We start from the raw sequence: 26,243 nt of genomic DNA, 5'->3' as shown, positions 1-26,243 counted from the left end.
TTCCCTACTCCGTCTACAGGGGACCATCCGTCCCGCATTGTACAAGATAACCAGCTTGCTCAGCGGCGGCAACCGCGCATCTTCAATGCATCCCCGACCAAACAACGCAGAACCGCAGCAGCAGCCCGCCCGCAATGCACAGCACGTCCACCGGCAACAGCCGCAGAAGACGCCGAGCAGCCATCATAAACCCCTCGCTCGCCAACGGAACGAGCAGGCCCAGGCCGACCAGCCCCACGACGAACCACGGGCCCAACCCCTCCGGATCGAACAGCATCGCCAGCGACTCATGGGCGAACGGGTCGAGATACGCCAACCCCACGAACGCGACGAGGGCCACCGCTTCGAGCGCCAGCACAACGAGGTGACACTGATGAAGCAGAAGCAGCCGATCGTCGAGCAGCCGCACGTCCCGCCCGAAAGCGCTGAGCACGAACACCGACGACAAGCCCGCCGACAACGACGACAGCACGAACAGAACCGGTACCGCCACGTTGAACCACAGCGCAACGGCCTCGATGCTTCCCACGTATACGCCCGTGTACCCCATCATGAGCAACGACGCCACCGCGCACACCGCTTCGCCCACTTTGCGCGCGGGCGCATGGACGAACGGCACGTACAGCACGTTCGCGGCCAACAAAAACCCCGCCACAAGAAGGTTCGCCAGCAACGTGAACGAACCGAACGAGAGGATGGAAAGCGTCGGTCGAGTGAACAGCATGAACACCCGCTCGGGACGTCCAAGATCGAGCAACAGGCACAGCGCCGCAAGACATAGAACGACGAAGCCGGCGCCGAAGCACCGGGCTTTGAGATCGTCGAACGCCTTCGTTTGAGCCTGCGAACGCCGCACGCTTCGATGAAATGCGAACGACCAGATTGCCGTCACGAACATGATGCCCGCCCCGCATCCCCCAAGGAACAGGTAAAGCACCACCAAGGTCCCGAACACCTGCAACTCCTCTCCCCCGAAGTCGTTCAGTCCATGATAGAGCCTCGTCCTCCCTCTGGCTAGCCGCTCGTGCGCTTGAACACCTGCTTGTCCTCGTCGAACACAACGTCGAATCGCCGAGCATAGCATGCGCACAGGCCGAATACGAGGTCGGCTGCGCCGCGGAAGTAGCCGGATGCCGCGTGCTCGTTCACGCTGTAGCGCCAAGCCGCAAGCCAAGGCAGTACATGCTCCACCAGGAACGCCTCCTGATCGTGCGCCAGCTGGCGCGCTCGAGCCTCGTCGCCATCGGAAAGCGCTTCGGCTTCGAGCCCCGCGAGATGGCCGACGAATCCCAGCATGAGCCCCAGATGATCGTCGGGCTCAGCGTGCAGCCGCTCGATCTGCAACCCGTAGCGCTGGTACCACGCGCGCACCTCAAGCGTGTGCTTGCTGAACAGTTGGCTGTTCGGGTCGACGTAGAACGACTCCCAGCTGGGCGCATCGGGCGTACCGGCACCCACGAACAGCCTGAACCACTCGCGCTTGAGAGCGGCCATGCGCTCTGCGGTGAGCGGTTCGTCGCACCAGGCATCCATCGCCGTCAAGCCCGCGCGCACCCGGGCATCGTCCATGCCGAACGGCGCCTCTTCGAACATGCGCTGCTCCACCTGATTTGCTATTTCAGCATCGTCCGGTTCGCAATACAGCAAGCGCGAGGCAGCGACGAAGCAAACCCCGGCCGCTTCCAGCTTGCCGCAATCGTAGATATCCCCCATGTGCAACCTCCTTTGTTCCCGCAATCCGACCGCGCTTCCGTCGCATGCGTTCCCGCCGCCCGCCCTTTTGGCCCAGCACTGTTGGGCGCAAAACGGCACCTATGACAATCCAGCGAGGCAATTCGGAGCGATTTTGCCGAAGGGGCCAGCAAAACACCAGGTCAGTTTTCTCACACCGACCCGCCTCCTTCCGAATTTTGTCATAGGGCCTGTTTTGCGCCCACCATCGTGAGTCAGAAACAGACGGCATGCAACTTGCGAGTGCCGCCTGATCCGTGCGACGCACGGATCAGGCGGGATGCTAGATCTCTTCTTCCAGGTTCACGAGCGCGCCCGTTCCGCTGCCCGTCTTCTGGGCGTTGCGATGCGGGTTCATGATGAGGTTCGGATGCGTCGTATCCTTGGGCAGAGGCTCCACTTCCACGTCGCCTTCCCCGTACTTCGCGATCATGTCCTCGCGCGTGCCGAAATCGAGCGCACGCATGGGACAGCCGGTGACGCAGATCGGCTTGCCGTCGCCTTCAACCTCGGCTTTGCACATATCGCACTTCATCATGTAGCCCTCTTCTTCGCCGTACGTCGGGGCGTCGTAGGGGCATACGGTCTGGCAGGTCTTGCAGCCGATGCACACCTCGTGATCGGTCCACACGATGCCGGTTTCCTCATCCTTCTGCATGGCACCCGTCGGGCAGTTCGCCACGCACGCCGGATCGACGCAGTGGTTGCAGGCCATGGAGACGAAGTAGCCGAACACGCCGCTGGGCACGTAGCTGCCCGCCTCGTTCCGCTCCCACGTGCCGCCCTGATAGTTCAGCACCTTGCGGTACAAGTTGCTCACCGGAAGCTTGTAGGTCTCCTTGCAAGCGACTTGGCAGGTTTTGCAGCCGGAGCACTTGTTGGAATCAAAGTAGAATGCGTACTGAGCCATGATGCACCTCCCTTATTCCACGCCAACCGGCATGACGATGGGCCGATTCTTGTCGGGATCGAGCTTGATGTCGCCCGTATACTTCTCCACCTGCACGAGCGTGCCGGTCCACGATTGGGACGCTTCGCCAGAAGACTTCGGCGCCTGCAGGATGTTGGGGTCGCCCCCGACGTCGATGCCCGTCGCTTCGTCGATCTGAATCCACGCGCCGTCCTGCAGCGCCACCGAACCGGGAACGAGCGTCGGAAGCACCTTCGCCGGACGGAGCACCTGACCATGCGGGCTGGTCATGAGCACAAGATCGCCGTTCTTGATGCCACGCTCGTCGGCGTCCACCTCGCTCATGAAGCATTCCTGCGGGAACGCCTCGCGCAGCGATGTGACATTGTCGTTCACCGTGTGGGCACGACGCAGCGAATGAGGCGTCCACAACAACAGCGGGTACTCGTCGGTTTGGGTGCCCTGACCTTGCTCGGGATCCCCGATCTGCCATTTCGCGATCGGCGAGATCGTGGAGAACCCGACCGAGTTGACGTAGCCTGACAGCATCGGGCAGTAGATCTCGAACTTGCCCGTGGATGTGGCCAGGGGGTTCGCCGCGGGATCGGCGTAGAACGCCTTATACGGTATGTTCGTCAGCTTGTCGCCGAAAGAGCGCTTGGTTTTATAGAGTCCCTTTTCCTTGAATTCAGCCACCGTCATGATGCCTTCTTGCGGGGCGCCCTCAACGCCGAGTTCGTCGATGTCCTCTTGCGTGATGGTCAGAAGCGGGGCGTATTGCATAGTGTCATGGTCGGTCATGTACATGGCACCGGCAAGCGACGTGTACGTACGCTCGGCGTCGGTCATGGTGTTCACGGCTGCAGAATCCACGTTCAACCGTTTCGCAAGCTCTTCCGCCACGTACGACTCGGGCTTCGACTCGAACAGCGGCTCCATGATGCGATCGGCCCAGTACACCGTATCGGAGTTGTTCGTCCAGGCAAGGTTGCCCTTCTCCCACCACGTGGCAACCGGCAGCACGATGTCGCAATACTGGCGCGACGGATCGAAGAACGGGTTCGCGCCCCACACGAAGTCCATTTTGCGGAACACCTCGATGGCCGCATTGGCGTTCGGCAGCGAGTTCAACGAATTCTGATATCCGCCAGAATAGATCACGTGAATGTCAATCGGCTTCTTGCCACCCGGCCATACGTCGCGGCCGTATTCGCCATTGAGGATGGAAACCCAGCACTCGGTATGATCGATCTTCTCCCACGACGTGGGGTCTTCGATCTTCGACCAGTCGGGAGTCGACATGACCGCAGGAGGCGTCAGCGGGTTCACCGGGTTCTTCTTCGCTCCGTTCGACGAATCTCCCGCCATCACGAACGGGGCGCCCGACATGCCTTCGTGCAAACCGACCCAGCTGGCGTAGTTGCCCGGCGTGCCGAGGCCGCCGTGCATCATGGCGAGCGTGTAGAATGCCTGCGCGAACATCTCGCCTGCAGGTATCTTCGTCGTGGATTGGCCGGCGAAGAAGTCCACCTTCTCGGCTGCGTGGATCTCCTCGGCCAGACGGCGAATCGTATCGGCCGGAACGCCGCAGATGGCCTCCGCCCACTCGGGCGTCTTGGGCTCGTTGTCGTACGTGCCCAGCACGTAGTCCTTGAAGTTGTCCTCGGCCGGAGCCCCCTCGGGCATATGCTCGGCGTCGAAGCCCACGCAGTACGTGTCGAGGAATTCCTGATCGTACAGGCCGTTCTCGATCTGATGATACATCATGCCGATGCACAGCGCCGTATCGGTGCCAGGACGCACGGCAACCCATTCGTCCGCAACCGCTTGCACCGTCTGGTTCAACCACGGATCGACGATGATGACCTTGCCGCCCTGTTCGCGCGCATAGTCGAGCTGATACGCGGTGTTGCCGCCCTTGTTGGCCATCCAGTTATTGCCGAAATGGAAGTGCAGATCGCTCTCGGCGACGGCCAAGGCGTCGGGGGCATTGAGCATGCCGCCGGTCATGAACAGTTCGGGAAGCGGCCACGAACCGAGCGAAACGGTGCCCATGTCGTGGTGCACGGCTCCGCCCAAGCTGTTGAGCAGGCAAATGACCGGATCGAAGTACGTGTCGCCGATATCGTCGTAGGCGGCGGCGAGAATCGATCGGTTGCCGTACGTATCGTATGCCTTCTTCATCTCGGCAGCGATGTAATCGAGCGCCTCGTCCCAACTGACGCGCTCCCACTCGTCCTTGCCGCGCATCTCGCCGTTGGGATTCTCGGGACTCCAGCCCTTGCGCTTCATGGGGTACTTGATGCGCGCCGGCGACGTGATGTTGCTGATCTGCGCGCGTCCACGCGGACAGGCGCGGCGCTGGGGCACCTCGATCGAATCCTCATCCTGCTCATCGGTTCGTATTTTAAGCGGCACGCCGTCCTCGACGTACACCTTGAGCAAGCAACGCGAAGAACCGCAGCTGCAGTTGTTCATGCAGGCGCCGGTTTTCCACTCGCCCTTCTCCTCTGCGGCGGGAGCGGCTCCCCCCGCATCGGTGCCCGCGTCTCCCGCAGGAGAACAGCCGGTGAAGCCGACCAATGCTGCAGCACCTGCAGTAGCCGATCCCCATTTGACGAAACTGCGTCGTGTCAGTGAATTGCCCACTTTTGACCCCCTCTTCATCGCGTCCGGGAAACAAAACCCGCATGTGGAATGTCCCCCCGACAATTCCAATCACGACTGTCCATGAGCCCATACCGTCATACTTTCATATGATGCCCATTGCGGCCATACTATCACCATAAACTATGACAGTCAACGAAGAATAGCGAGGAATATGTACCTAAGTTGAGAACAATTGCCCAGGAAAACGACCTGCTATTTCAACAGCAGCTACCATATTGCTATTCAAGCTATACTATGATACTATGACAGAATCGTGACCAACAAAGGGGGTTGGTATGAGGTTCTTGATCGCATTGGCGTGCTGCATCGTTCTTGTTGTTCCGCTTGCGAAGCCGTTGAAGCGCTACCCTGTCCCGTTCTATCTCGCGGCGCTTGCGCTTGTGGGCCTGTACTGGTTCGGGACGAGCGCGAACGCGACGGGCGGCCTGTGGCCGTACTTCATGCCGCTCATGCAGCGATGTGCGCTTGCGTTCGCGCTGTTCACCGTCGTGATGTTCGTGGGCGTGCTCGACGAGGGGTCGTCGCTGCGGGCACGGCTCATGCCCATCCGACGGCAGCTGTCCATCCTGGGATGCGTGTTCGCGCTGGGACACCTGGCCTTTTACGGCGTCTCCTACGTGCCGCGGCTGGGCTCGGCGTTCGCCGGGAACCTCGGGTTCTCGCTGGCGCTCGCAGGGCTGCTGACGGCCCTCATGGCCGTGTTGCTGGTCACCTCGTTCCAGGCGGTGAAGCGGCGGATGAGCGCCGCGCGCTGGAAGGGCGTGCAGCGCCTGGCATACCCGTTCTACCTGCTCACGTACGTGCATCTCGCGTTGCTGCTGGGTCCGTCCGCGCTCGCCGGACGCGACACGGCCGCCATCAGCCTGGCGGTGTACTCCGTGGCGGTGGGCGCCTACGTCGTGCTGCGCATGCGGCGCGCCCTCCTGCGCCACCACGCGCCCGACCCGCATGCCGCGACGGTCGGCTGACGCACCTTCGACGTTCCCTCCCTCCCCTGAACGGGCGGCTCGCACGAGCCGCCCGTTCGCATAAGCGGCCGCACCGCCCGATGTTTCACGTGAAACATCCGTTCTTATGCCTCTTGTGCCTCTTGCGCCGTACGCGTGCTCGGCAACCTGCCCGTCAGGCCCACTTGTGGGTGACGCCGCGGGCGTCGGCGAGGGCCTCGTCGCCCCACTGGGCGAAAAGGCCGTCGTGGTAGGTGTCGGGCCGGTAGGTTTTGGCCTGGCCGTAGCCGTCGATCACCTGGATGGCGTTCAGCATGTCGCGCGCGATGACGGCGGGGTCGTCGGCCTCCGCGGCGCTGGCGGGCAGGGCGCGCCACACGTAGGCGAGCGGGCGATCGTACTTGTCGGTGACGCTCGTGTCGTACTGCAACCACAGGACGTCGCCTTTGCCCACCAGCTCTTTCATATGGTCGGACGCCAGCACGCCCTCTTCGCAGTTGCGCTCCTCCTGGGGCGCCACGCTCTCGGGGGTGTCCATGCCGATCAAGCGCACCGACACGTGGTCGCCGCTCTCGGTCGCAACGGCGAGCGTGTCGCCGTCCACCACATGGCGCACCGTCACGCGTTCGAACGAGGCGGGATCGAGGTGCGCGCGCTGCGTCTCCGTCCCGCGCGACGCATCCCGATCGGCGGCGCGGTACGCCGCCTCGCTCACGCCTGCGGACGCCTCGCGCGCGGCAGACACGGACGAGGACGACGCCCCCAGCGAAGGAGCATCCTCCGCCAGCGCGTTGATCCACACGGCGCCGACCAGCACCACCGCGACGATCGCAACCAGCCCGATGCGACCCGCCCGGGTCGCGCTCAGCGTTTTCACCAGCTCGCGCAGCGCGCGCTGCGTCGATGCGCTCTGCGTCACGAGAGCCCCTCGCCCACTTCGAACAGCGTCTGGCCGTCGAGCGACGCGATGCGCACGCCCAGCACGCGACCGTCCTCCACCCTCATGCGGCCCGTGCACTTCGGGAACCCGCCGCGCGGGCGGAACGGCGCGCCGGGGCAGACGACGTACGATGCCGGACGCGCCTCGGCCCCGTACACCAGCTCGGGCACATGCGTGTGCCCGTGGACGCACACCTGCGGGATGGGATCGCCCGCCGCCAGGCCCGCGCAGCCGTTGAACCCGATCTGCACGTCGCGCGGATAGTGCGCCACGAGGAAACGCACCCCGTCGATGACGGGATGCGCGAAGCGGCCCACGCGCGAGCCGTACTCGTCGAAGTCGTTGTTGCCGAGCACCGCCGTGGTCGGCGCCAGCGCCTCGAGCGCATGGAGGATCTCGGGGCCGCCGATGTCGCCCGCATGGATGATGTGGTCGACGTCGGCCATGGCCGCAAGCGCCTCGTCGGGCAACCGCCCATGCGTGTCGGAAATAAGGCCGATAACGGTCATGCCGGGGCTCCTCTCGAGATGGAATCAGCGTGAGGCTCCAGTATAGGATATCGAGCCAACGTTGGCACAAGGCGTGAAAGTCTCGTTGAGGCTGGGGGCCGCGCGCACGAGCCCGCACGGGTTCGTGCGCGCGAGAAAGAAAGCCTTACTCAACCGCAAACAGCAGCGTCGCCGCAAGCGGCGACACCATCCCGTCGGCCGTCTTGGCGCGCACCGTCATGCGGTAGTCGCCCGCGTCCTCGAACGAGGTGGAAAACTGCCAGTTCACCCACTTGTCCGCGGTGGCGCCCTCCGTCGCGCACGACGACCACGTGGCACCGCCGTCGAACGAGAATTCGATGGCCTCGATCGGGCTTCCCAGATCGTCGGCAACGCCCTCGAACGTGATCTCGTCGCCCACGCCGAACGTGCACCCGTCGGCGTAGTTCATGATGTTGATCTTATTGCGATAGCACGGATCGACCTGCTGCACGTCCGGTTCGGCATCTTCGCGCGTCAGCTCGATATCCGTGATAGCGCGAGTGAAGTACCGCGCCACCGTCTCGGGCATCCACAGCTGCAAGCTGGACCCCTCCGTCGTCGACGTCAGCTCCTTGCCGTTCACTTGGTAGACGAGCATCGCATCGTGCTCCAGCGCATAGCGCAGCGGCAGCGGCTGGCCGAACCCGTCGGCGCCGTACGCCGTCACGGTGTTCACGCCCTCCTCCAAATCGGCCATTTCCACGATGGAAGCCAGCGGCACACCGAGAACGGCCGCCTGCCCGAACGGAGAGCCGGTGGCGCACGAGCACGCCATGAGCGCTTCTTCGCTCGCGTCTTCGGAAAGCTCGCTCACGTCCACGGTGAAGCTCTTCTCGATATGCCCTCCCACGTTCACGTAGAAGCTGGCAAGGCCGCTTCCCTGCGCCTCGAACTCCGTTGCAGGCTTGGAGCACATCGAGGTCAAAGCCGTGCCGAACACGTTGAACAGCTCGTCGTTCGGCGTCGTGCCCGCCTGGTTGAACGCGAAGCTCCCTTGCACGTTCGGCACCTTCACGTACGAGCCGTCGTCGATGTTCGCCCACGAGGCTTCCACCACGTTCTCGTTGAACGCGTGCGTCGTTCCGCTCGATGCGTCCGAGGCGTCGGCGCTGCCGGGATGCAAGGCGCTCAGCGCCAAGCCCGAGCCGGTCAGCAGGAGCGCCGCGCCGGCGACGCCGGACAGCACGCGGGTAGTTCGTTGCGTCATATCAATCATCCTCGCTTACTGCTGATCGCCGGAAGCCTCGCCGTCGGCCAAAGCCGGATCGACGATCTTCCCTATCTCGGTGATCTCGTCTTCGGACGGCATCTCGTCCTTGGCATTCACCAGCACCTCGTGATCGCGATAGCTCACTTCGCCGTCGACGTCCGTGCCGCGAACGCTCAGCACGTACGCGCCCTCCTTCTCGGGCGTGAACGTGAAGCTCCACCACAGCCACTTCGCCGGATCGACGTCTCCCACGTCGAACGAGGTCCACGTCTCGCCCCCGTCCATGGAGAACTCCACCGTCTTCATGGGATGGTCGAACGCGTCGGCGTAGCCGTTGAAGGTGAACGGCTGCCCGTTCTGGATGATGAGGCCCTCGGGCACGCCGCACACGGTGACGTTGGGGCGGTTCACGTGCGCGCCTTCTTGGTTGACCTGGCCGCATTCGCGCTCGTCCATAACGTCGGACGTCACGTGGTACCCGTTGATCTGCTTCGAGAATATCTGGGCATCGTACGTTTCCTGCCAATGCGTCACCGGGAAGCCGTGGCGCGCGTCCAGATACTCCCCGCCGATCTTGTACACCAGGTACCCCTTGTCCAAAACCGACAGGTCGAACCCGCTGCGCGAAGACCCGTCCGCGCGGATGGCGCGCACGCTGTTGGTGCCTTCGGTGTAGCCCCCTGCCTTCTCGATAAGCCAGCTCACCGGGATGCCCGTTATCTCGGCCTGGCCGATTCCGCCTCCGCCGATCGGATTGAGCTCGCACACCATCTTCGAGGGCTTCGTCACCACGACGCCCGCGGCCTCGGCCTCGGCCACCAGCTCGGGCAGCTTCGCCGTATAGGGCTCGTTCACGTTGCCGTCGATGGTGATTTCCCACTCGTCGAACATGCTCTGGGGCAGGTCGATGTCCAACCCTGCGGGGCTGCAGGCGTAGCGCATGTGATCGTAATAGCCGTGGACGAAGTCGTAGCTGTACAGCTCGCTTTGGGATTGCACCTTGTCCTGCGTGGCCGAGAACTCGCCCTGCACGTTTTCAACCTGGTTGATGCCCTGGAGCGCGTCGTGCTTCACGTTGTCCCACAGCTGCATGCCGTTGCCATCCGCCGTCGCGTCGTGGCACGATTGGCACGTGCCGTTCGAACCCTCGGCGAACTTGGAGCCGCTTCGCTCGTTGAAGTGGATGGCATGGATCAACCGGCCGAAATCGTCGCCGTTGTCGCGGTGGCACGAGATGCACTGGTTCACGTCGCCGTACGTTTCCAGCGCCTCGTTGTCGATGGTGGCGTGCTTGTATTCCATGTTCTCGATCATCGCGTTCAGGTCAGCGTGGCACGAATTGCAGCCGCGATTATCGGCATCGAGATAATACGTGTTGTACGAGATGGTCCAACTTTGCTGCATCCAATGGGGGCACTCGTACTCGGTCGGCGTGCGCTGGACCAGCTGCCCGTTCGCGTATCGGATGATCTCGGGCGCGTACTCCTCGGCGATCTTGTCCCACTTGTCGTAGTTCTCGACGATGAACTCCTTGCCTGGATACTGCACGTCTCCGTCCGGCTCCCCGCCACGCACGATCTCGTCCGCGGTCGATGCGGAATCGGCGGCGAGCGCAGGACCGACCACGCAGCAGGTTGCCGTCACGGCCAACACCCCCGCCATGCCGAGCGCGGCTTTCAGTCGCATGTTTCTCATGATCTCCTCCGTCTTCTCTGGTCAAAATGCGGCGGTGCGCGCTTGCTTTTCGGCCCTCCTCCCCACCTGAAACGCACGCGTTCGCCGCACGTCGGAACGATGGTAGAATCACGCGGCGGGGAACGCCATCAACGCATCCGGGTGAATGAGGGGTCCGGCCCGAGCAGGTATCCCCCGGTTTGGTTGATGGAGGGAGGAGGCATTTTCGCCTATCGTGGAAATCGTTTATAATGACCCCGCTCTGCAAGGGCTCGCGGCCACCTGTCCGCATCCTCCTTGCATCTGCATCAGGGGAAGAATCGGGGGGATCGGGCATGCACAACGTCGCCGGCAGGCGCATCGACCGCAGCGCGGTCTTCGCCTCCTTGGGGCTGGGCACGAATCTGCTCTGGTGCACGCTGGCCGGGCACACGGGAGGATTCCCCTCCTCGCTGCACGACCTGGACCCCGCCGTCAACCCGCGGCTGTTCTTCCTGCTGGGCATACTTGCCGTCGGCATCGCATTCGCCCTCGCGCCCCGCTGGCTGCGCGAGCGCGATCGACCCTTCTCCTACGTGCTGCCGCTCGCCTCTTCGGTGGGCACCGCGAGCTTCGCGCTCGCCTCCCACCAAAGCCTCTTCGACCCGATCGTGCTGGCGGTCGCCGGCTTGATCGTATTCGGAGCCGGCTATTTCTGGATCGCGTCGCGGTTCTACCTGCTGCTCACCAGGACGCAAACGTTCGCCTGCACCGCTTGGTGCATCGTCGCGGCATTGGGCGCGGAAACGCTCGCGCTCCCCATCGTGCGCGAGCTCGTGTCCTCCACCTGGCAGATCGTCATCACCATCGCGCTGCCGCTCGTCTCGGCCGCGCTGTTCAAGGCAGCGCGCACCGCCGCGCCGGTCAACCGCGCCAAGGCCGTCGCGTCGCGACGGTCTTCCCACTCCGAAGCATCGACGACGCTTGCCGCGCAACCGCGTCGCGCCATGCTGCCGGAAGGGCACGAAGGCCGAAGGAGCCTGCTGGTTCTCGTTGCCGCCGCCGCGCTTCTGCTTGCCACCGTGCGATCGTTCAGCTCGATCGGGCTGTGGGGCAGCGAGGCTGCGGCGCAGGGCATGACCGCCGGCATCGCCTCGTCCCTCGCCTCCACGGCGATCCTGGCCCTCTTCGCATACGCCACGCTCGTGAAGACAACCCGGTGGCGCCTCGATTTGAGGTTCCAGCCGGCGTTCATCATCGTCATCGGCGGCCTGTTCCTCGTCGTGTCGCAGAACCCCGCGCCCGGCATCCCCGCCGCGTTGCTCGACGCGTGCATGAGGCTGGACGACTCCTGCGCGCACGTGCTGTTCTGGATCGTCGTGGTCACGGCGATTGACGCGCTCACCATGCCCTCGTACCGCATGATGGGCATCGCCGCGGCCATTTACGCGCTCAGCTCCATGCTGTGGGTCGCGCTGCTGGGAAGCGGCGCGGCGTTCAGCAGCATGGTGATGCTCGGCGCCGCCTACTCGCTCACCATCGCCGCCATTCTGAGCGAGTGGATGGGAGCGCGACGGCTGGACGCGGGCGACAGGGAGAACGCCGCGGAAAAGCCGGCGACCGCGTCCGAGAACCCGCCGCTCGGCGACCTGACCGGCGAGCACGTATCGCGCGCCATCGCGGTTCGCTGCAAGGACATCGCCGCGGCCAACAAGCTGTCGCCCCGCGAAACGGAGATATTCATCCTCCTCGCGCAAGGCCGCACGCGCACCCTCATCCAGGAAGAGCTGGTGCTGGCCGAAAACACCGTGAAGACGCACATCGCCCACATCTACGCCAAGCTCGGCATCGGCAACCGCCAAGAGATGATGGATCTCGTGCTGGGCGCCGCGGAAGACGGCGAGGGCGCTTCCCGCTAACGCTTGGCGGACGTGGATGCCGACCAACCCGACACAGGGGAGAGCATCCAACCCCAACGATGAGCGTTTACGCAAGCTCTGCGATCCTGGCGGCGGCGACCAGGTTTATTTCCTCGTACATCTCCTGCTCCAACTCGCACACGCGCTCCTCGGTTTCAGCTGTTTCGAAAACTTCTGCTGCAGCCTTTTCAATTGCTCCCAGCAGTTCGCGGTAACCGATCATCCACATCGTCCTTTCATAGGGAAATCGTAAACTGATATACGGTTAACCAGTGTACCTGTTCGCATAGCGTTATGGGCATGACGAACACAAACGTGCAGATCGGGCAGTTGCTGAAAGACCTCCGCGAGGATCGCGGATGGTCGCTGCGCGAATTCGGCTTAGTGGTCGGCATGAACAAGACGTATTTGGGCGACATCGAGCTGGGCAAGAGGAATCCGACGATCAATTCGCTCGAGAAGATCGTCGCAGGATACGGCCTGACGGTGAAGGAATTCTTCGCCAAGATGCCGGACTGACTCGCAGCTGCGGAACGCGCGACCGGGCCTCGCGCCCTCACTGCTGCCGCTCTAATCGCGATTCAACCCCCGGCTACCCGTCGCTTTCCACCAGGTCGATCAGCTCTTGGTGGGTGTGGATGCCGAGCTTGGCGTACACGTGCTTGACGTGGGCTTTCACGGTGTTGCGCGACACCACCAGCTGCTCCTGGATGTAGGCGCGATCGCGCCCGCGCGCCAGCATCATGAACACCTCGAGCTCGCGCGGGCTCAGGCCGAACCGCTCCGCCACCGCGCGGCAGCGGGCCTCGAAGTCCCGCTCGGGAGCGTTCGCCACCGCCTCGTCCACCGGCGTGACGCCCGCGATGGTCGCCGAGAAGCTGAACGTCTTCAGCCCGATGAGCGCGTACCCCACGAACACGAGGATCAGCAGGCCGCCCATGACGGCCGCGCCGTACGAACCGCTTCCCAGCAGGCCGTTCGCCAGCACGCCCAGCGCCGCGCCCACGATGGTGCCCAAGCCGGTCAGGCCGCGGCCCCAGGCGAACGCCGCCACCGCGCCGCGCTCGTTGCGCGCGGCGATGGCCACGAGCGCCACCCACGCCACCATGTCGAACAGCGTATTGCCCGCCGAAAGCAGCGTGACGCTGGCCACCGGCACCAGGTCGTACAGTGTGGAGCCCGCGAAGAAGCCCGCCACCACCAGCAGCACCGACACCTGCGCCAGCAGGTCGGCCGGGAACGCCTTGCGCGATAGCAGCACCACCAGCGCCACCGCGGCAACCGGCACGATGACCAGGAAGTCCGACAGCGGCACGCCGCCCACCTCGCCGAATCGCAGCGAGTAGCCGAACGCCACGCGGAACAGGAACAGGCACACGAACAGCTGGCTCCCCAGCGGCAGGAACGACGACGGCTGCGTGACCGAGAAGTCGGCCGGCGCCTCGCCCGCCTCGGTCGCCTCGAGCACCGGCAGCGCGGCGCGCCAGGTCAGCGCGAGCGACGCGAACGGCAGCAGCAGGAACAGCGCGATGCCCGCAGCGGCGGGCACCACCCATGCCAGCGCCGTCATCAGGTAGTACGCCACGAACGCCAGCGCGACGCACAGGCCCGTCTGCCGCAGCGTGAACCGCGAGGCCGCCATGCCCACCGCAACGACGATCCAGCTGCGCCCGACGGCCGCCAGGCTGGCGGCAACCGTAAGCCCTATCGCGTTGCTCGCATGCAGGGAAAGCGGCAGCAGCACCGCACCCGCCGCAAGGCAGCCGATCGCGCCCCGTTGCAGCACGCGCACGCGCAGCAGCGACGGACGGAAGGCCGCCGCCAGACCGATGGCAATGAGCGCGACCGAGCTCGCGAGCACCGACACGTCGCGCGCGTACGTGAACACCGCATCGAACTGCGGGAACACGACGATGTTCATCAGCGACGTCGCCAACAGCACGAACGCGAGCGCCGCCGTCGTTCTGGCGAAGTCGCGCGAGAAGATATGCTCGTCGGGCAATGTCATGTTCGCCATTGTAGCAACTATTGCGCGCTACGAACGACGGGACCCGCCGTGCGGCGGGTCCCGTCGAAAGAGGATACGCGCATGGGCGGCCGAGGGAGGGAGCCGGCCCATCGCGGAGGGTCGGCAGCGCCTACGCTTGGCCCGTGGCAGCCAGCATGCCCGCACGGCGGCCGAACGTCATCGTGCGCCCGGCTGCCAAGCCCGTGAACAGGTTGGGATAGCTCACGCTGAAGAAGCCGCCCGAGTCGTTGCCCACCATGTACAGGCCGTCGATCTGCTCGCCCGCCTCGTTCACGGGGTGCATGTCGGTGTTCACCGGACAGCCGTCGATGGTGGCGAGGAACCACGAGCCCGTGCGCACGCCGTAGTACGGCGGATGGTTCAGCTTCAACAGGCGGTACGGCTCCTTGTTGTAGTCCTCGTCCTTGCCCGCGTCGGCGAACTGGTTGTAGCGCTCCCACGTCTCCACCGTGGCGTCCACCGGCAGGTTGAGCTTCTGCGCCAGCTCCTCCATCGTGTCGGCCTGCTGGATGTAGCCGGCCTCGATAAGCGCCTCGAAGTCGCCCGCCATCTTCGAGATGGGCATGTTCGACGGCGCGCCGTTGTCGAAGGGGTACAGGCGGCAGCATCCCACCTCGTTGATCTGACGCACCTGCTCCACGTAATCCGAATCCCAGATGTCCACGTAGGTGTGGTACGGCTGCATGAACGCGGAGTGCAGCATGTAGTCGTAGGGGCCGCTTTCGTTGCAGAAGCGCTTGCCGTTGAGATTCACCTTGAGGAAGGGCTGCTCGCCGAACCAGAACCACTTGCCCACCAGGTCCGACCCGGCAACCTCGTCCGGCTTGCAGCACGCGCGGTTGAACGTGACGGCCGCGCCGATCGGGTCGATGGTGGCGCCGCACCACAGAGCGGCGCGGATGCCGTCGCCCGTGCAGCTGCCGCCCACCGGCACGTTGATCTTCAGGCGGTTGTTCCACGCCTGGCGCGCCTCCACCATCTCGGTGTTCGCCACGTAGCCGCCCGTGGCCAGGATGACGCCCTTCGACGCGTTCACGCGCAGGTAGTGGCGGTCGTTGCCGTCGCGGCAGATGACGCCCGTCACCCGGCCGTCGGCGTTCTGCTCGCACTTCACCAGCATGGTGTCGTAGCGGAACTCCGCGCCCAGCTCCTCGGCGTAGTCGCGCAGCGTCGTGCCGAACGTCACGTCCTTGTCGTCCGTCAGCTTCTCCGGACTGTGACCCGTCGCCCACGCCTTGTCGCGCGCGCCCTGGCCCTCGGTGCCCACGGATCCTTCGAAGCGCATCGTGAACGCGCCGTCGCGCTCGATGATCTCGCTCAGCCAGTCGATCATCGCGCCCGACTCGTCGGCCCACAGCTTGATGAGGTCGTAGTTCACGAAGCCGTTGGCATAGCGGACGATATCCTCCATCGCTTCCATCTTGTCGATCTTGAACTGCGGAAACTCCTCGAACGACTCCTGTTGCAGCTTGGAATCGATGGCACCCAGGTCCTCGCGCGGCGTGGCGATGGCGCTCATCTGCTCGATGCCGAGCACCTTCGCCCCGTTCTCGGCGGCCGAGATGACGGCGGGCAGGCCGCCGGTGCGACACCCCACCACCACGACGTCGACGTCGATGGTTTCGGTGATGCTCGCCTCGTCGATGGCGGGCGCCTCGCCCAACCAAGAGGGCGTGCTCGGCTTCTGCGTGGTCTCGTCCTTCAACTCGGCGGCGTTCACGTAGCCGTTGCCGCACCCCGAAAGCGCTCCGGCAGCCGCGGCGCCGAGGGCCGTGATGCCCGCTCCCTTGAGGAAGCTGCGGCGGGAAAGCTTGCTACTCATCGGTAGCCTCCCATCCTTCCGGCAGGTTCAAGTCGTGGCACTTCGCGCAGTACAGCGTGCTCGTCTCGTGCACCTTGTGGCAGTCGCTGCACTCCAGCACGTTGTCCTGGTGGCTGGAATGCGGGTTGTACTTCTCGTCGTTGCCCTCGAAGCCCCAGGTGGCGTCCACCACGTCGTTCATGTCGTGGCACCCGCTGCGCGCGCAGAACTCCTCGTTCGCGAACTCCTTGCCCGTGGCCAGCAGCTGGCCCTCCTCGTCCATGGGATAGCTGTCGGACACCCAGGCCATCACCTCGGACACCTGCGTGGTGATCTCCGCTTCGTGGCAGTTCAGGCACGACTCGCCCGCCGCCGCGTGCTGCGTCACCAGCTTGCCCGGATCGCCTTCGGTGTAGCTCTCCACGTACGCGTCCATCGGCGTGTGGCAGATCGCGCTGCAGAAACTGGGCTGCTCGTGCCACACCCACATGCCGACGCCGGCCACCACGACCACCGCGGCCACCACGCCGGCGACGATCCATCCGCGCTTCGCGCTTCGGCGCCGCGGCATCTCGGGCGTGCGACCCCCGTTCTCGCTCTCGGTCATCTCTCCTCCTTTTCGCTCTCGTCTTGCGTGCATGCTTGCTCGCTTGTTTGCACGCTTGCCATGGCTCGCATCATGCGATCGCACGCCGCGTTTGACCATTACCCCCGTGGGGGCATCTTTACGTTTCGGCCGATGAAAAGCATCGTTTCGTATTCAGGCAGAGAAACGACAGGGGGGCTGTCGTCTAAACAAACCGCTTAGCCTCGATTTGAGCGCATTCGAATATTGCTAAACGCGGGTTCGGGCACGTACGGTCTCCTCGTTGCGAAGCGCCGGATGCCTTCGCCGCATGCGCATCACGTGCGCACCGAAGTTCGAGGAGGACACCATGGGACAAGATATGAACGACATGCACGCGTGCTCGAGGAGAAGCTTTGTCGCGGGAGCAACCGCTCTCATGCTGGGCGCCACGGGCTCCCTTCTGTCGGGATGCGGACCGAACAACCAGAAAGCTTCGGGCAGCGAGCCGGCAAGCTTGGCCAGCGGGACATACACCGCCTCGGCGCTTGGACGAGGCGGCCAGATCGAAATGGAATTCTATGTCAACAAGGGCTGCATCCTCTCGGCCGACGTCGTGAAAAACCAAGACACGGCCGTCATCTCCGACAACGCGATCCGCAGCGTCGCCTCCGATATCATCCGCTATCAATCTCCGGAGGTCGACGCGGTGACGGGCGCCACCCTGTCGAGCATGGCCGTCATGCAGGCCGCCAAGGACGCCCTGACCGAGGCGGGCGCCGATAAAAGCTTCTTCAAGCAAGCCGCCTATCCTGAAAGCGAGCCTACGGAAAGCTGCTCGACATCGGTCGTCGTGGTCGGTTCGGGAGCAGCGGGGCTGAACGCGGCGGCACGGCTCGCCAATGCGGGGATCGACGTCATCCTCGTCGAGAAGCAGGGCTTCCTCGGGGGCGGCGACACCATGTTCGCTTCCACCGAGCTGTACGGAGGCGGCGGGTATCCCGTTTACGCCTCCGGAGCGGCGGGGTCCACAGAGCAAGATTATCTTGAGGACAAGCGCGCTGCGGCAGAGAAAAGCGGTCTCCCCGTCGATATGGAGTCGCTTGAGGCGTACGCGCTCCGCACGGGAGCATGCGCCGACTACTATCTTTCGATCGGCGTGCCCTTCACGAAATTCCATGAATTCGCATACCAGACCACCGACGGGTCGTCACCCGGCCCCTATATCATCAAGTGCCTCAGCAGCGAACTCGACCGGCTGGGCGTGGATTACCGCGTGAACACCGCGCTTCGCTCGATCGACGTTTCAAACGGCGCAGCCGTTGGCGTGACGGTGACAGGGCCGACGGGGGACTACCAGATCAAGGCGAAAGCAGTGTTGCTCGCCACCGGAGGATTCGCGCGCAACAACGACTTGCTGACCGACTACGCCGAAGCCGGAGACTACGTGAGCCTCCCCCGATCGGGCTCGGCTTCCGCGACGGGCGACGGGATCGTCGCGGCGAAGGACATAGGGGCGGATGTGTGGAACATGACCGCGTTCAAGGCGAACAACGCCTGCCACGTGGCGGAAAACGGCGCGGTCGTCTCGCTGTACACGCTTTCGGAGACTTCGGCGCTCGTAGATGACGAGGGAAATCGCTTCATCAACGAGACCGATGCGACCATACCGGAAAAATCGGTGGCCGAGCTTGCCCGCCCCAACCAAGAGGCGTGGTCGGTGTTCGATCAGAAAACGATGGATGCCAAGAAACTCGTTCAGCAGTACAACGAGCTGGGGTACTTCGTAACCGGAACCACCTGGGAGGAGCTGGCTTCCGCGATGGGGATGGACGAGGCCTCGACGGAGCGCTTCCTCGCCACCATGGACAAATGGCAGTCAACGGGAGTCGGCAACGTCGAGGAGGATTTCGGCGCAACGGTGAAGGACGCGTTCGACACGCCTCCCTACTATGCCGCTCACGTCAAACCGGCGATGCAAAGTACGTACGGCGGCGTGAAGACGGATGCTTCGGCCCACGTCATCGGCACCGATGGCTCCGCGATTCCCGGCCTGTACGCCGCAGGGGCGGTCTCGGGACACGGATGCTTCGGCAACGTCGTGGGCAACGGCCTGTCGATCGCAAGCACGTACGGCATGATCGCCGCGGACAGCATCGTCAGCGACCTGTCCGCGTAACCCGCACACCAGCTCGGCCGAAGACATGCAGCCCTGAAGAACCCGGGATCGCTCAACCGGGCTTCTTTCAGGGCTGCACGATGTCTTGCAGATAGCGTTTGAGTTCCCGCTTGGAATGAATGCCGAGCTTCTTGTAGATGCCGCTGATATGGACCCTGACCGTACTCGGGGCCAAAAACATCTTCTCGGCGATTTCCGCGGCATCGTCCCCCTTCGCAAGGAGCATGAAAACGGAGGCTTCCTTCGGAGTGAGCGCGTATCGCTCCGAAAGGCTTTTGTACGCAGCATTCGCCGGATCGATGCTCAATTGCTTGAAATTGAAGCGCTCTACGATGTCCCGATCTTGCACAAGCACGATAGAGGCCGCGACCGTCAGCAACACGATGGCGGTGCCCACGATCGCATGATGTATCTGAACGGTGGGCGAAGCCGTGAGAAGGGCTGCACTGAGCACCTTTCCTACCTGGAGGAACACTTTGTAGAAACCGGCGAGCAACCCGCAGATGTACGTCGAGGAAACGCCCAATCGATGGCTGATGTTGCATCCGATGGTATAAGAGAGGACAAGGTACGTCTCCGCGCTCGCATTGAACAGCAAGACGGATAAGGAGGTGTTGTCCTCTACGAAAAAGGCCATCATAGTAGCCGCCGCGATCATGATCGACGCTGCGGTGATGAGGTGGCGGTAGCTGAACCAGCCGGCGAAGAAAACAACTCCTAAGAGGATCAGGAGATCGGGCACGCCCATGCCTATCTTGTCGGGAACGGAGAACACCTCCCCCGTCATCATATCCCCTATGCCGAACGCGAACGCAAATGCCGAAAGCACGATGGCGAGCTTCAGAGGGAAGACCGGCTTCGTGGTCATCGACTGGGGAAGCTCGGAGGACGGCTGGGTCGAAAAAGACCTGAGAAGCATGAACGCCATGGCGAAGGGGACGAGGATCGAAGCGACGGCGCCCACCTCGCTAGAGCCGTTGAAGAGGATCGCCCACGCGACGAACCCGAACAGGTAGGAGCCCGTCCACGCCATGACCACCTTACGAGCGGTCAGGCATCCGAACGCCTCAAGCCAAAGCAGCAACGCAAGCGAATACCCAAAACCGCCCCCGAACATGACGACCGCTTCAAACGCAATCCCCGGATTCGCGGGTTCGAACGCGGTAAACACCGCGCTGCCCGCCATCAAAGCGAGCGATGCCGCAAGCACCACAGGCCGCCGGAAATAAGGTGATGCCCGATACGCAAGAAAGGCGAGCAGAAAGAACCCGACGACCTCGCCAGCGTCGAACACAAAATGCCCTTCGGCGGCCGAGAACGAAGGGAATGCCGGAGAGGTGAACACCATATCCAACATATGCCAAAGCCACGCCCGCGCGAGACCGCAACCGAGCAAAGCCAGAGGGATTTTCGGCAGGGAGTCGACCCTTCCGAAAAAGCTCTTCACGAGATCCCAATACACCGCAGTCCTCCCTCGAACCCGCCCTCCCCTGGCGATACCGAGTGCAGTATACCATCGGCCCCGAGCGTCGTACCTGCCCTTCGGGTCGTCCGATTCCCTTCGTTTCCACCGTTCTCCATGAAATGTGACGAACGCGTTACGAATTAGCACTCTCGGTTGTCGAGTGCTAATTTGCGTCCTAGAATAGGGGCATACCAAGCGAGGTGGCGTACCGGCGCGTCCGGAACCACCGCCTGTCACACGATGCGAGGAGTTGATGAACCATGGCCATGATGGTACCGATGCGGAGGAACCGCAACCTGCTGAGCGAGCTGATGACCGATCCGTTCGACGCGTTCTTCGACGCGGCCACCGCGCCGATGCAGAAGATGTCCCCCACGCTCATGCGCACCGACATCAAGGAAACCGACGCGGGATACGAGCTGACCATCGACCTGCCCGGGTTCAAGAAGGACGACGTGCAGGCCGAGCTCAAGGACGGCTACCTCACCATCACCGCCCAGACGCAAACCGAGACCGAGGACAAGGACGAAAAGGGCACGTACGTCCGCAAGGAGCGCTTCAGCGGCAAGTGCAGCCGCACGTTCTACGTGGGCGACGACATCGAGGAAGACGACATCAAGGCGAAGTTCGAGGACGGCGTGCTGAGAATCGCCGTGCCGAAGAAGCAGGAGCAGCCGAAACTCGAGGAGAAGAAGACCATCTCCATCGAAGGCTAGCCGCCCAACCACAAGCGAACCGAAGCACCCCTATCAGGAAGGCGACCAAACGGTCGCCTTCCTTCGTTGGGCAGCGCTATCGCACTCGAAAGCATGCGCAGGAACCCGTACGGATGTTTCACGTGAAACATCCGGCTCGAGGTGCGTGGTATCATGGGGCGAACCCGATTGGAGGATCCATGGACGAAACCGCACGCGACATCGAGACGTTCCGCAGCTGGGTGGCCGACACGCCGCCGGGCGACATGGTGTTCTTCGGCGGCGCGGGCGTGTCCACCGAGAGCGGCATCCCCGACTTCCGCAGCCCGGACGGCCTGTACGCGCAGAAGTACCCTTACCCGCCCGAGCAGATGATCAGCCGCAGCTTCTTCGACGAGAACCCCGGCGCGTTCTTCGACTTCTACTGCGACCGCATGCTGGCGCTCGATGCCCAACCGAACCGCGCGCATCGCAAGCTGGCCGAACTCGAGCAGGCGGGCACGCTGGCCGCCGTGGTGACGCAGAACATCGACGGCCTCCATCAGAAGGCGGGCAGCGCGCGCGTGTTCGAGCTGCACGGCAGCGTCCTGCGCAATTTCTGCATGCAGTGCCGCGCGCCCTATCCCGTGGACGACCTGCTGGCCCTCCGCGCGCAGAGCGCCGACGGCGTCCCGCGGTGTCCCGCCTGCGGCGGGATCGTCAAGCCCGACGTCGTCCTGTACGAGGAGCCCCTCGACGAGCGTACGATGCACGGCGCCGTCGACGCTATCGCGCAGGCCGATCTGCTGGTCGTGGCGGGCACCTCCCTGGCCGTGTACCCGGCCGCGGGGCTCATCGACTTCTTCACCGGCAGCCGCCTCGTCATCGTCAACCGCACCCCCACCCCGCGCGACCGCCAAGCCGACCTCTGCATCGCCGCGAACGTCGGCGAGGTATTCGGGTTCTAAACCGCGCACGACCGCCTTCGAGAACAGGAGCCCAACCCCATGTCCAACCCCCTGCCCACCTCCGCTTCCGCCATCCCCCAGCTCTCCGACATCCGCCAAGTATCCGACGGCTGGATCAAGAAGTACGTCCTCGTCTACGCCATGCCCGACGGCTCCACATACGAATACGAAAGCGCCTCGCGCAAGAACCTCGACGCGTACCGCGCCGAACTGACAGGCAACGCAGCCGGCGAAGCATCGCCCGCCGACGCCGTGTGCATCGTCCCGCAAACCGCGACGGGCGAGCTGCTGCTCATCCGCGAGTTCCGCTACCCGCTGAACAGCTGGTGCATCGCGTTCCCAGCCGGCCTCAGGGAGCCGGGCGAAGACCTCGCAACCTGCGTGGACCGCGAGCTGCGCGAAGAGACGGGCTACGCCCTGCGCGCCGACGCGGGCGATGCGGCGCTCATGCCGCTTCCGCAGGCGGGCTACTCGTCAACCGGCCTCACCGACGAGACGGTGCACGTCGTGTTCGCCCAGGTGGAAAAGGCGGCCGACGCGCAACCGGAGCCGGCCGAGTTCATCGAGCCGTTCCTGCTGCCCATCGCCGACGTCCCCCGCTTCCTCGCGGAGAACACCACCCCCATCGGCACCCGCGCCCAGCTCGTCCTCGAAGCCTTCGCCCGCCGCCACTAGCCGCCACTAGCCGGCGGTGATGCTCTCGGCCTCGTCGTCCAACCGAAGAAGCAGCTCCGCCTGGGAGTGCACGTCCAGCTTGCCGTAGAGGTTGCGCATGTGCGTCTTCACCGTGGACTGGCTCACCACCAGCTTCTCGGCGATGTACGGCGCACGGTAGTTCTGCGCCAGCAGCACGAGGATCTCGCGCTCGCGCGGCGTCAGGTCGAAGCGCGCGGCAACGGCGGCGCAGCGCTCTTCCAGCCCCGCGCGGGCCGCTTCGGCGGCGGCGACCTCGCCCGCCTCGCGCCTCGTCGCTTGCCGCTGCATGATCAAGAACGACAGCGCCCCGCCCGCCGCGAACGTCGCCAGCACGACCACCACCGTCAAGCTCGCGTACAGCGAAGCAGGCATGGACGCGTGCAGCCCCACGAACAGGGCCCGGATGGCTATCATGAACGCGAACGAGCACAACAGGGGCGTGGATGCATTCCCCCTGCGCACGCCTTCGGGAAAGAGAAACGGCGTCATCATGATGTAGAACAGCGTCACCTTGTACGTGGAATCCACGATGAGCATATGCAGGAACCACAGGTCTTCCGAAGCCTGCGACGTGTAAAACGACACGAACGTCACGGGAAGCACGAACAGCTCGTACACGAGGATGAAACTGCGATTCCACACGCGCTTGACGACGAGCAGCGCGATGAACCCCGCAGCGACGATGCCGCAGCCGATAGCCAGCTGGATCAGGGCCGCCATCGAAGCGTCCCCTTGCAGCCCCATCCACGACGACTGCGACGAGACCATGGGCCCGCGGCACACGAGGGGCAGCGCGATCAGGCTGACCGCGACGACGCGATCCTTCAGCGTCGAGCAGGCGAAGCGAGGAAGGGGGCGGTCGAGTTCGTCGCCCGCTCGACGCTCGCTTACCTGGAACCGGGGCTTGTACAGCACGAACAGCCCTCCGGCGACCACGGGCAACGCGCCCAGCAGCACGCGTGCCACCTCCCCCGAGAACAGCGCGAGCCCCATCGTCAGCAGGCCGGACAGCAAGCAGGCGACGGCGAACGCGCAGGCGGCGCGGCGCGCGCCCAGCGAGACGAGGCGCTCGCCCCACAGAACCAGCAGCAAACCCGTCCCCACCCGATACAGCATGAGCATCGCCAGGGCCAAACCGTCGTCGACCAGCGCGGCGTACAGAAGCAACCAGGTGGAGCCGATCGAGAGAAGAGCGACCAGAACCCGTATCGACCGGCGGTCGCTCACGCGCAACGCGGGACGCACCCGGTACAAGACGACGATCGCCAGCATCACCGCCGCCTCGACGACGTAGGGAACCGGTGCGAACATGGAAAAGCTCACGAACCGGGCGACGGGCATGCGCTGGATCTCAAGCGCCATGAGCGCGCACGCCAAGCCGGCAACCGCGAGCCCAACGCCGGGCGTTCGCGCGAAGAACAAACGAACCGAACCCATGAAACCCCTCCTCCCAAGATACGGTTATATCAGAAAACCAGGATGAGATGCTCCGCCGCCTGCAACTTCATACCGTTTGTGGTAGGAAATCACCACCCGTCCTCGCGTACCTTCGTACCAGCTTGGATGCCGGCCGCAAACCGCCCTCCCTCCCATGCGGCGCGAGGCCTGCATCCAGGCACGCATGATGCAACAAGGAAAGGAGAGGGTGGTATGGAACTGAACCGTCGAGATTTTCTGAAGGGGGCCCTGGCAACCGGCATCGTCGCCACGGGCGCAGGGCTCGCAGGCTGCGCGCCGGCCGCATCCGACGCGAAGGCCGACGAGGCCGCTTCGAGCTATCCCGAAGGGCTTCAGGCGAGCGACTTCGAGGAATCGCCCGTCATCGTCGAGCCCATCACCGACATCGCCGAGGAGAAGTCGTACGACGTCGTGGTCGTCGGTGCCGGCACGGGCGGCGTCCCCGCCGCGCTGAGCGCGCTTGAGGAAGGCGCGACCGTCGCCGTGCTGCAGAAGGAATCGAAGCCCATCGCCCAAGGCGGCACCTGCTCGGGCGTGCTGCTCGACCAGAGCGACGAGCAGGGCGTGATGAACTACCTGCAAGGCTACCTCGAGGATTGCCGCTGGCGCGCCGACCGCAAGCTGGCCGAAACGTACTGCAGGTACTCGGGCGAAGCCATCCGCTGGACGCAGGTGCGCACGGCCGAAGCGGGCTTCCCGCCCTACACGGTGCGCCCCACAGCCGTGACCGAATACGAGGACGGCTCGAAGTGCGCCCGCCGCAGCATCATGTTCGGGCCGAAGCCGTACAACAACGGCACGATGGTGGAGCATTTGGCCGAGCTGGCCGCAAGCAAGGGCGTTGAGTTCTTCTACTCGACGCCGGGCGTGCAGCTGGTCACCGACGACTCCGGAACCGTCACCGGCGTGATCGGCAAAAGCGGCAGCTCCTATATCAAGTTCAACGCGACGAAGGGCGTCATCCTCTCCACCGGCGACTACCAGAACAACCAGAGCCTCGTGGAGCGCTACTGCCCCGACGTGAAGGAGTTCGACCGCAAGCAGAGCAACAAGACCGGCGACGGCATCCTCATGTCCATGGCCGTAGGCGCCGGGTTCGTGCCCGTGGGCCACTCCCACATGATGCACGACTTCGACTCCGGCCCCATGTTCGACGAGCCGTTCCTGTTCGTGAACGAGGACGGCGAGCGCTTCATGAACGAGGACTGCGTGTTCGAGGAAGTGAACTGCGTGCTGCGCAACCAGCCGAAGCCGGGTTGGTACTCCCAGATCTTCGACGACGAGTACGTGGAGCAGGTCACGGAATGGGGCGGCAAGCCCACCGACAAGGAAAAGATCCGGGCGTACATGCCCGACGTCGAGATGGATCGCTCGGCCGAAAGCGGCGCGAACGTCATCGAGAGCCTCATCGGCACGTACTGCTGCGACACCTTGGACGAGCTTGCGGCGAAGCTGGAAATCCCCGCCGATGCGCTCAAGAAGTCCGTCGCGCGCTACAACGAACTGGTCGACGCCGGGTTCGACGAGGACTTCGGCAAGCAGGCGAAGTACCTCAAGAAGATCGAGAAGGCGCCGTTCTGGGGCATCCACAAGCACGTGCGCGTGTCCGCGCTGTGCGCGGGCGTCACCGTGAACGAGAACTATCAGGCGCTCCGCACCGACGGGGAGGTCATCCCGAACCTCTGGGTAACCGGATTCAGCGCCGGCCAGCTGTGCGGCAGCCCCGACTGGTCGATGTACCAAGGCGGCATGTCGGCCGGGCACTGCATCATGACGGGCCGCATCTGCGGCATCCAGGCAGCCACCGGCGGCAAGCTGGAATCCAAAACCCCCATCACGGAAGCCGACGTGGAAGCGCTGGCGTAACCGGGCATCGTAGCGTCGCGGCGGCCCCTGCG

General features: G+C 64.1%; 22 protein-coding genes. 8 read left to right on the top strand and 14 right to left on the bottom strand.

Annotated elements, in window-relative coordinates; translation table 11 throughout:
• Positions 1–82 precede the first annotated feature (82 nt).
• The 4 genes from nrfD to GS424_RS02280 all read right to left on the bottom strand — a co-directional run bounded on the left by nrfD (position 83) and on the right by GS424_RS02280 (position 5,290).
• The gene (gene nrfD / locus GS424_RS02295; protein ID WP_160941935.1) at positions 83–955 is read right to left on the bottom strand and encodes an NrfD/PsrC family molybdoenzyme membrane anchor subunit; all 873 of its coding nucleotides are present in this window, start codon (positions 953–955) and stop codon (positions 83–85) included.
• A gap of 59 nt (positions 956–1,014) precedes the next feature.
• On the bottom strand, positions 1,015–1,713 hold the full coding sequence (locus GS424_RS02290) for a TorD/DmsD family molecular chaperone (protein WP_160941936.1): 699 nt from the start codon (positions 1,711–1,713) through the stop codon (positions 1,015–1,017).
• Positions 1,714–2,014: 301 nt separating this feature from the next.
• Complete coding sequence (locus tag GS424_RS02285; protein ID WP_160941937.1) at positions 2,015–2,641, bottom strand: 4Fe-4S dicluster domain-containing protein; 627 nt, start codon at positions 2,639–2,641, stop codon at positions 2,015–2,017.
• A 12-nt stretch (positions 2,642–2,653) separates the two neighbouring features.
• On the bottom strand, positions 2,654–5,290 hold the full coding sequence (locus tag GS424_RS02280; RefSeq protein WP_160941938.1) for a molybdopterin-dependent oxidoreductase: 2,637 nt from the start codon (positions 5,288–5,290) through the stop codon (positions 2,654–2,656).
• A gap of 296 nt (positions 5,291–5,586) precedes the next feature.
• Between GS424_RS02280 and GS424_RS02275 the strand changes: the two genes are divergently transcribed.
• On the top strand, positions 5,587–6,279 hold the full coding sequence (locus GS424_RS02275; protein WP_160941939.1) for a ferric reductase-like transmembrane domain-containing protein: 693 nt from the start codon (positions 5,587–5,589) through the stop codon (positions 6,277–6,279).
• 154 nt (positions 6,280–6,433) lie between these two features.
• Here GS424_RS02275 and GS424_RS02270 read toward each other — a convergent pair whose 3' ends face one another.
• From GS424_RS02270 to GS424_RS02255, 4 genes are all read right to left on the bottom strand, one after another.
• Positions 6,434–7,177 (bottom strand): thermonuclease family protein, encoded by a 744-nt coding sequence (locus GS424_RS02270; RefSeq protein ID WP_160941940.1) that lies wholly within the window; start codon positions 7,175–7,177, stop codon positions 6,434–6,436.
• Positions 7,174–7,707, bottom strand: a complete 534-nt coding sequence (locus GS424_RS02265; protein WP_160941941.1) for a metallophosphoesterase family protein — start codon at positions 7,705–7,707, stop codon at positions 7,174–7,176. The genes GS424_RS02270 and GS424_RS02265 overlap by 4 nt, the downstream gene beginning before the upstream one ends.
• A 145-nt stretch (positions 7,708–7,852) precedes the next feature.
• Positions 7,853–8,935 carry a molybdopterin-dependent oxidoreductase gene (locus tag GS424_RS02260; protein ID WP_160941942.1) on the bottom strand — a complete coding sequence of 361 codons (1,083 nt, stop codon included), beginning with the start codon at positions 8,933–8,935 and terminating at the stop codon, positions 7,853–7,855.
• A gap of 15 nt (positions 8,936–8,950) precedes the next feature.
• Positions 8,951–10,633, bottom strand: coding sequence for a molybdopterin-dependent oxidoreductase (locus GS424_RS02255; RefSeq protein ID WP_160941943.1), 1,683 nt, complete (start codon positions 10,631–10,633; stop codon positions 8,951–8,953).
• A 314-nt stretch (positions 10,634–10,947) separates the two neighbouring features.
• Between GS424_RS02255 and GS424_RS02250 the strand changes: the two genes are divergently transcribed.
• Positions 10,948–12,510 (top strand): helix-turn-helix transcriptional regulator, encoded by a 1,563-nt coding sequence (locus GS424_RS02250; RefSeq protein ID WP_160941944.1) that lies wholly within the window; start codon positions 10,948–10,950, stop codon positions 12,508–12,510.
• Positions 12,511–12,577: 67 nt separating this feature from the next.
• On the opposite strand, the gene GS424_RS02245 is transcribed toward GS424_RS02250, so the two are convergent.
• The gene (locus GS424_RS02245) at positions 12,578–12,733 is read right to left on the bottom strand and encodes a hypothetical protein (protein ID WP_193666535.1); all 156 of its coding nucleotides are present in this window, start codon (positions 12,731–12,733) and stop codon (positions 12,578–12,580) included.
• Positions 12,734–12,810: 77 nt separating this feature from the next.
• Between GS424_RS02245 and GS424_RS02240 the strand changes: the two genes are divergently transcribed.
• Positions 12,811–13,029 (top strand): helix-turn-helix domain-containing protein, encoded by a 219-nt coding sequence (locus tag GS424_RS02240; RefSeq protein WP_160941945.1) that lies wholly within the window; start codon positions 12,811–12,813, stop codon positions 13,027–13,029.
• Between the two features lie 73 nt (positions 13,030–13,102).
• Here the strand turns inward: GS424_RS02240 and GS424_RS02235 are convergent, their stop codons facing one another.
• The 3 genes from GS424_RS02235 to GS424_RS02225 all read right to left on the bottom strand — a co-directional run bounded on the left by GS424_RS02235 (position 13,103) and on the right by GS424_RS02225 (position 16,947).
• The gene (locus GS424_RS02235; protein ID WP_160941946.1) at positions 13,103–14,518 is read right to left on the bottom strand and encodes a helix-turn-helix transcriptional regulator; all 1,416 of its coding nucleotides are present in this window, start codon (positions 14,516–14,518) and stop codon (positions 13,103–13,105) included.
• A gap of 130 nt (positions 14,519–14,648) precedes the next feature.
• Positions 14,649–16,361 carry an FAD-dependent oxidoreductase gene (locus tag GS424_RS02230; RefSeq protein ID WP_160941947.1) on the bottom strand — a complete coding sequence of 571 codons (1,713 nt, stop codon included), beginning with the start codon at positions 16,359–16,361 and terminating at the stop codon, positions 14,649–14,651.
• The gene (locus GS424_RS02225; protein WP_235904906.1) at positions 16,354–16,947 is read right to left on the bottom strand and encodes a cytochrome c3 family protein; all 594 of its coding nucleotides are present in this window, start codon (positions 16,945–16,947) and stop codon (positions 16,354–16,356) included. Before GS424_RS02225 ends, GS424_RS02230 begins: the two co-directional genes overlap by 8 nt.
• 328 nt (positions 16,948–17,275) lie before the next feature.
• On the opposite strand from GS424_RS02225, the gene GS424_RS02220 reads away from it, so the two are divergent.
• Positions 17,276–19,084 (top strand): FAD-dependent oxidoreductase, encoded by a 1,809-nt coding sequence (locus GS424_RS02220; RefSeq protein ID WP_160941948.1) that lies wholly within the window; start codon positions 17,276–17,278, stop codon positions 19,082–19,084.
• Positions 19,085–19,151: 67 nt separating this feature from the next.
• On the opposite strand, the gene GS424_RS02215 is transcribed toward GS424_RS02220, so the two are convergent.
• A complete protein-coding gene (locus GS424_RS02215) occupies positions 19,152–20,546 on the bottom strand; it encodes a helix-turn-helix transcriptional regulator (RefSeq protein ID WP_160941949.1) in 1,395 nt (464 codons plus the stop codon).
• A 263-nt stretch (positions 20,547–20,809) separates the two neighbouring features.
• Between GS424_RS02215 and GS424_RS02210 the strand changes: the two genes are divergently transcribed.
• The 3 genes from GS424_RS02210 (at position 20,810) to GS424_RS02200 (ending at position 22,866) form a co-directional block, all read left to right on the top strand.
• Positions 20,810–21,265 (top strand): Hsp20/alpha crystallin family protein, encoded by a 456-nt coding sequence (locus tag GS424_RS02210; RefSeq protein ID WP_160941950.1) that lies wholly within the window; start codon positions 20,810–20,812, stop codon positions 21,263–21,265.
• A 179-nt stretch (positions 21,266–21,444) separates the two neighbouring features.
• Entirely contained in the window at positions 21,445–22,191 is a 747-nt protein-coding gene (locus GS424_RS02205) for an NAD-dependent protein deacylase (protein WP_160941951.1), read from the top strand.
• A gap of 39 nt (positions 22,192–22,230) precedes the next feature.
• A complete protein-coding gene (locus GS424_RS02200) occupies positions 22,231–22,866 on the top strand; it encodes an NUDIX hydrolase (RefSeq protein WP_160941952.1) in 636 nt (211 codons plus the stop codon).
• A gap of 6 nt (positions 22,867–22,872) precedes the next feature.
• Here the strand turns inward: GS424_RS02200 and GS424_RS02195 are convergent, their stop codons facing one another.
• A complete protein-coding gene (locus GS424_RS02195) occupies positions 22,873–24,324 on the bottom strand; it encodes a LuxR C-terminal-related transcriptional regulator (protein WP_160941953.1) in 1,452 nt (483 codons plus the stop codon).
• Positions 24,325–24,537: 213 nt separating this feature from the next.
• Between GS424_RS02195 and GS424_RS02190 the strand changes: the two genes are divergently transcribed.
• Positions 24,538–26,211: an FAD-dependent oxidoreductase gene (locus tag GS424_RS02190; protein ID WP_160941954.1), complete on the top strand. Its 1,674-nt coding sequence runs from the start codon at positions 24,538–24,540 to the stop codon at positions 26,209–26,211.
• Positions 26,212–26,243: the final 32 nt, after the last annotated feature.

Origin of the sequence: Eggerthella guodeyinii, from assembly GCF_009834925.2 — a bacterium.
GTDB lineage: Bacteria > Actinomycetota > Coriobacteriia > Coriobacteriales > Eggerthellaceae > Eggerthella > Eggerthella guodeyinii.
Note: the sequence above shows the minus strand (reverse complement) of the source record. Positions and strands in the feature narration are given on the sequence as shown.

Excerpts from the sequence above, each read along its gene's own strand:
- GS424_RS02290 (WP_160941936.1), bottom strand. The coding sequence starts at position 1,713 with ATGGGGGATATCTACGATTGCGGCAAGCTGGAAGCGGCCGGGGTTTGC.
- GS424_RS02285 (WP_160941937.1), bottom strand. The coding sequence starts at position 2,641 with ATGGCTCAGTACGCATTCTACTTTGATTCCAACAAGTGCTCCGGCTGC.
- GS424_RS02275 (WP_160941939.1), top strand. The coding sequence starts at position 5,587 with ATGAGGTTCTTGATCGCATTGGCGTGCTGCATCGTTCTTGTTGTTCCG.
- GS424_RS02265 (WP_160941941.1), bottom strand. The coding sequence starts at position 7,707 with ATGACCGTTATCGGCCTTATTTCCGACACGCATGGGCGGTTGCCCGAC.
- GS424_RS02260 (WP_160941942.1), bottom strand. The coding sequence starts at position 8,935 with ATGACGCAACGAACTACCCGCGTGCTGTCCGGCGTCGCCGGCGCGGCG.
- GS424_RS02255 (WP_160941943.1), bottom strand. The coding sequence starts at position 10,633 with ATGAGAAACATGCGACTGAAAGCCGCGCTCGGCATGGCGGGGGTGTTG.
- GS424_RS02250 (WP_160941944.1), top strand. The coding sequence starts at position 10,948 with ATGCACAACGTCGCCGGCAGGCGCATCGACCGCAGCGCGGTCTTCGCC.
- GS424_RS02245 (WP_193666535.1), bottom strand. The coding sequence starts at position 12,733 with ATGATCGGTTACCGCGAACTGCTGGGAGCAATTGAAAAGGCTGCAGCA.
- GS424_RS02240 (WP_160941945.1), top strand. The coding sequence starts at position 12,811 with ATGACGAACACAAACGTGCAGATCGGGCAGTTGCTGAAAGACCTCCGC.
- GS424_RS02235 (WP_160941946.1), bottom strand. The coding sequence starts at position 14,518 with ATGACATTGCCCGACGAGCATATCTTCTCGCGCGACTTCGCCAGAACG.
- GS424_RS02230 (WP_160941947.1), bottom strand. The coding sequence starts at position 16,361 with ATGAGTAGCAAGCTTTCCCGCCGCAGCTTCCTCAAGGGAGCGGGCATC.
- GS424_RS02225 (WP_235904906.1), bottom strand. The coding sequence starts at position 16,947 with ATGACCGAGAGCGAGAACGGGGGTCGCACGCCCGAGATGCCGCGGCGC.
- GS424_RS02220 (WP_160941948.1), top strand. The coding sequence starts at position 17,276 with ATGGGACAAGATATGAACGACATGCACGCGTGCTCGAGGAGAAGCTTT.
- GS424_RS02210 (WP_160941950.1), top strand. The coding sequence starts at position 20,810 with ATGGCCATGATGGTACCGATGCGGAGGAACCGCAACCTGCTGAGCGAG.
- GS424_RS02205 (WP_160941951.1), top strand. The coding sequence starts at position 21,445 with ATGGACGAAACCGCACGCGACATCGAGACGTTCCGCAGCTGGGTGGCC.
- GS424_RS02200 (WP_160941952.1), top strand. The coding sequence starts at position 22,231 with ATGTCCAACCCCCTGCCCACCTCCGCTTCCGCCATCCCCCAGCTCTCC.
- GS424_RS02195 (WP_160941953.1), bottom strand. The coding sequence starts at position 24,324 with ATGGGTTCGGTTCGTTTGTTCTTCGCGCGAACGCCCGGCGTTGGGCTC.
- GS424_RS02190 (WP_160941954.1), top strand. The coding sequence starts at position 24,538 with ATGGAACTGAACCGTCGAGATTTTCTGAAGGGGGCCCTGGCAACCGGC.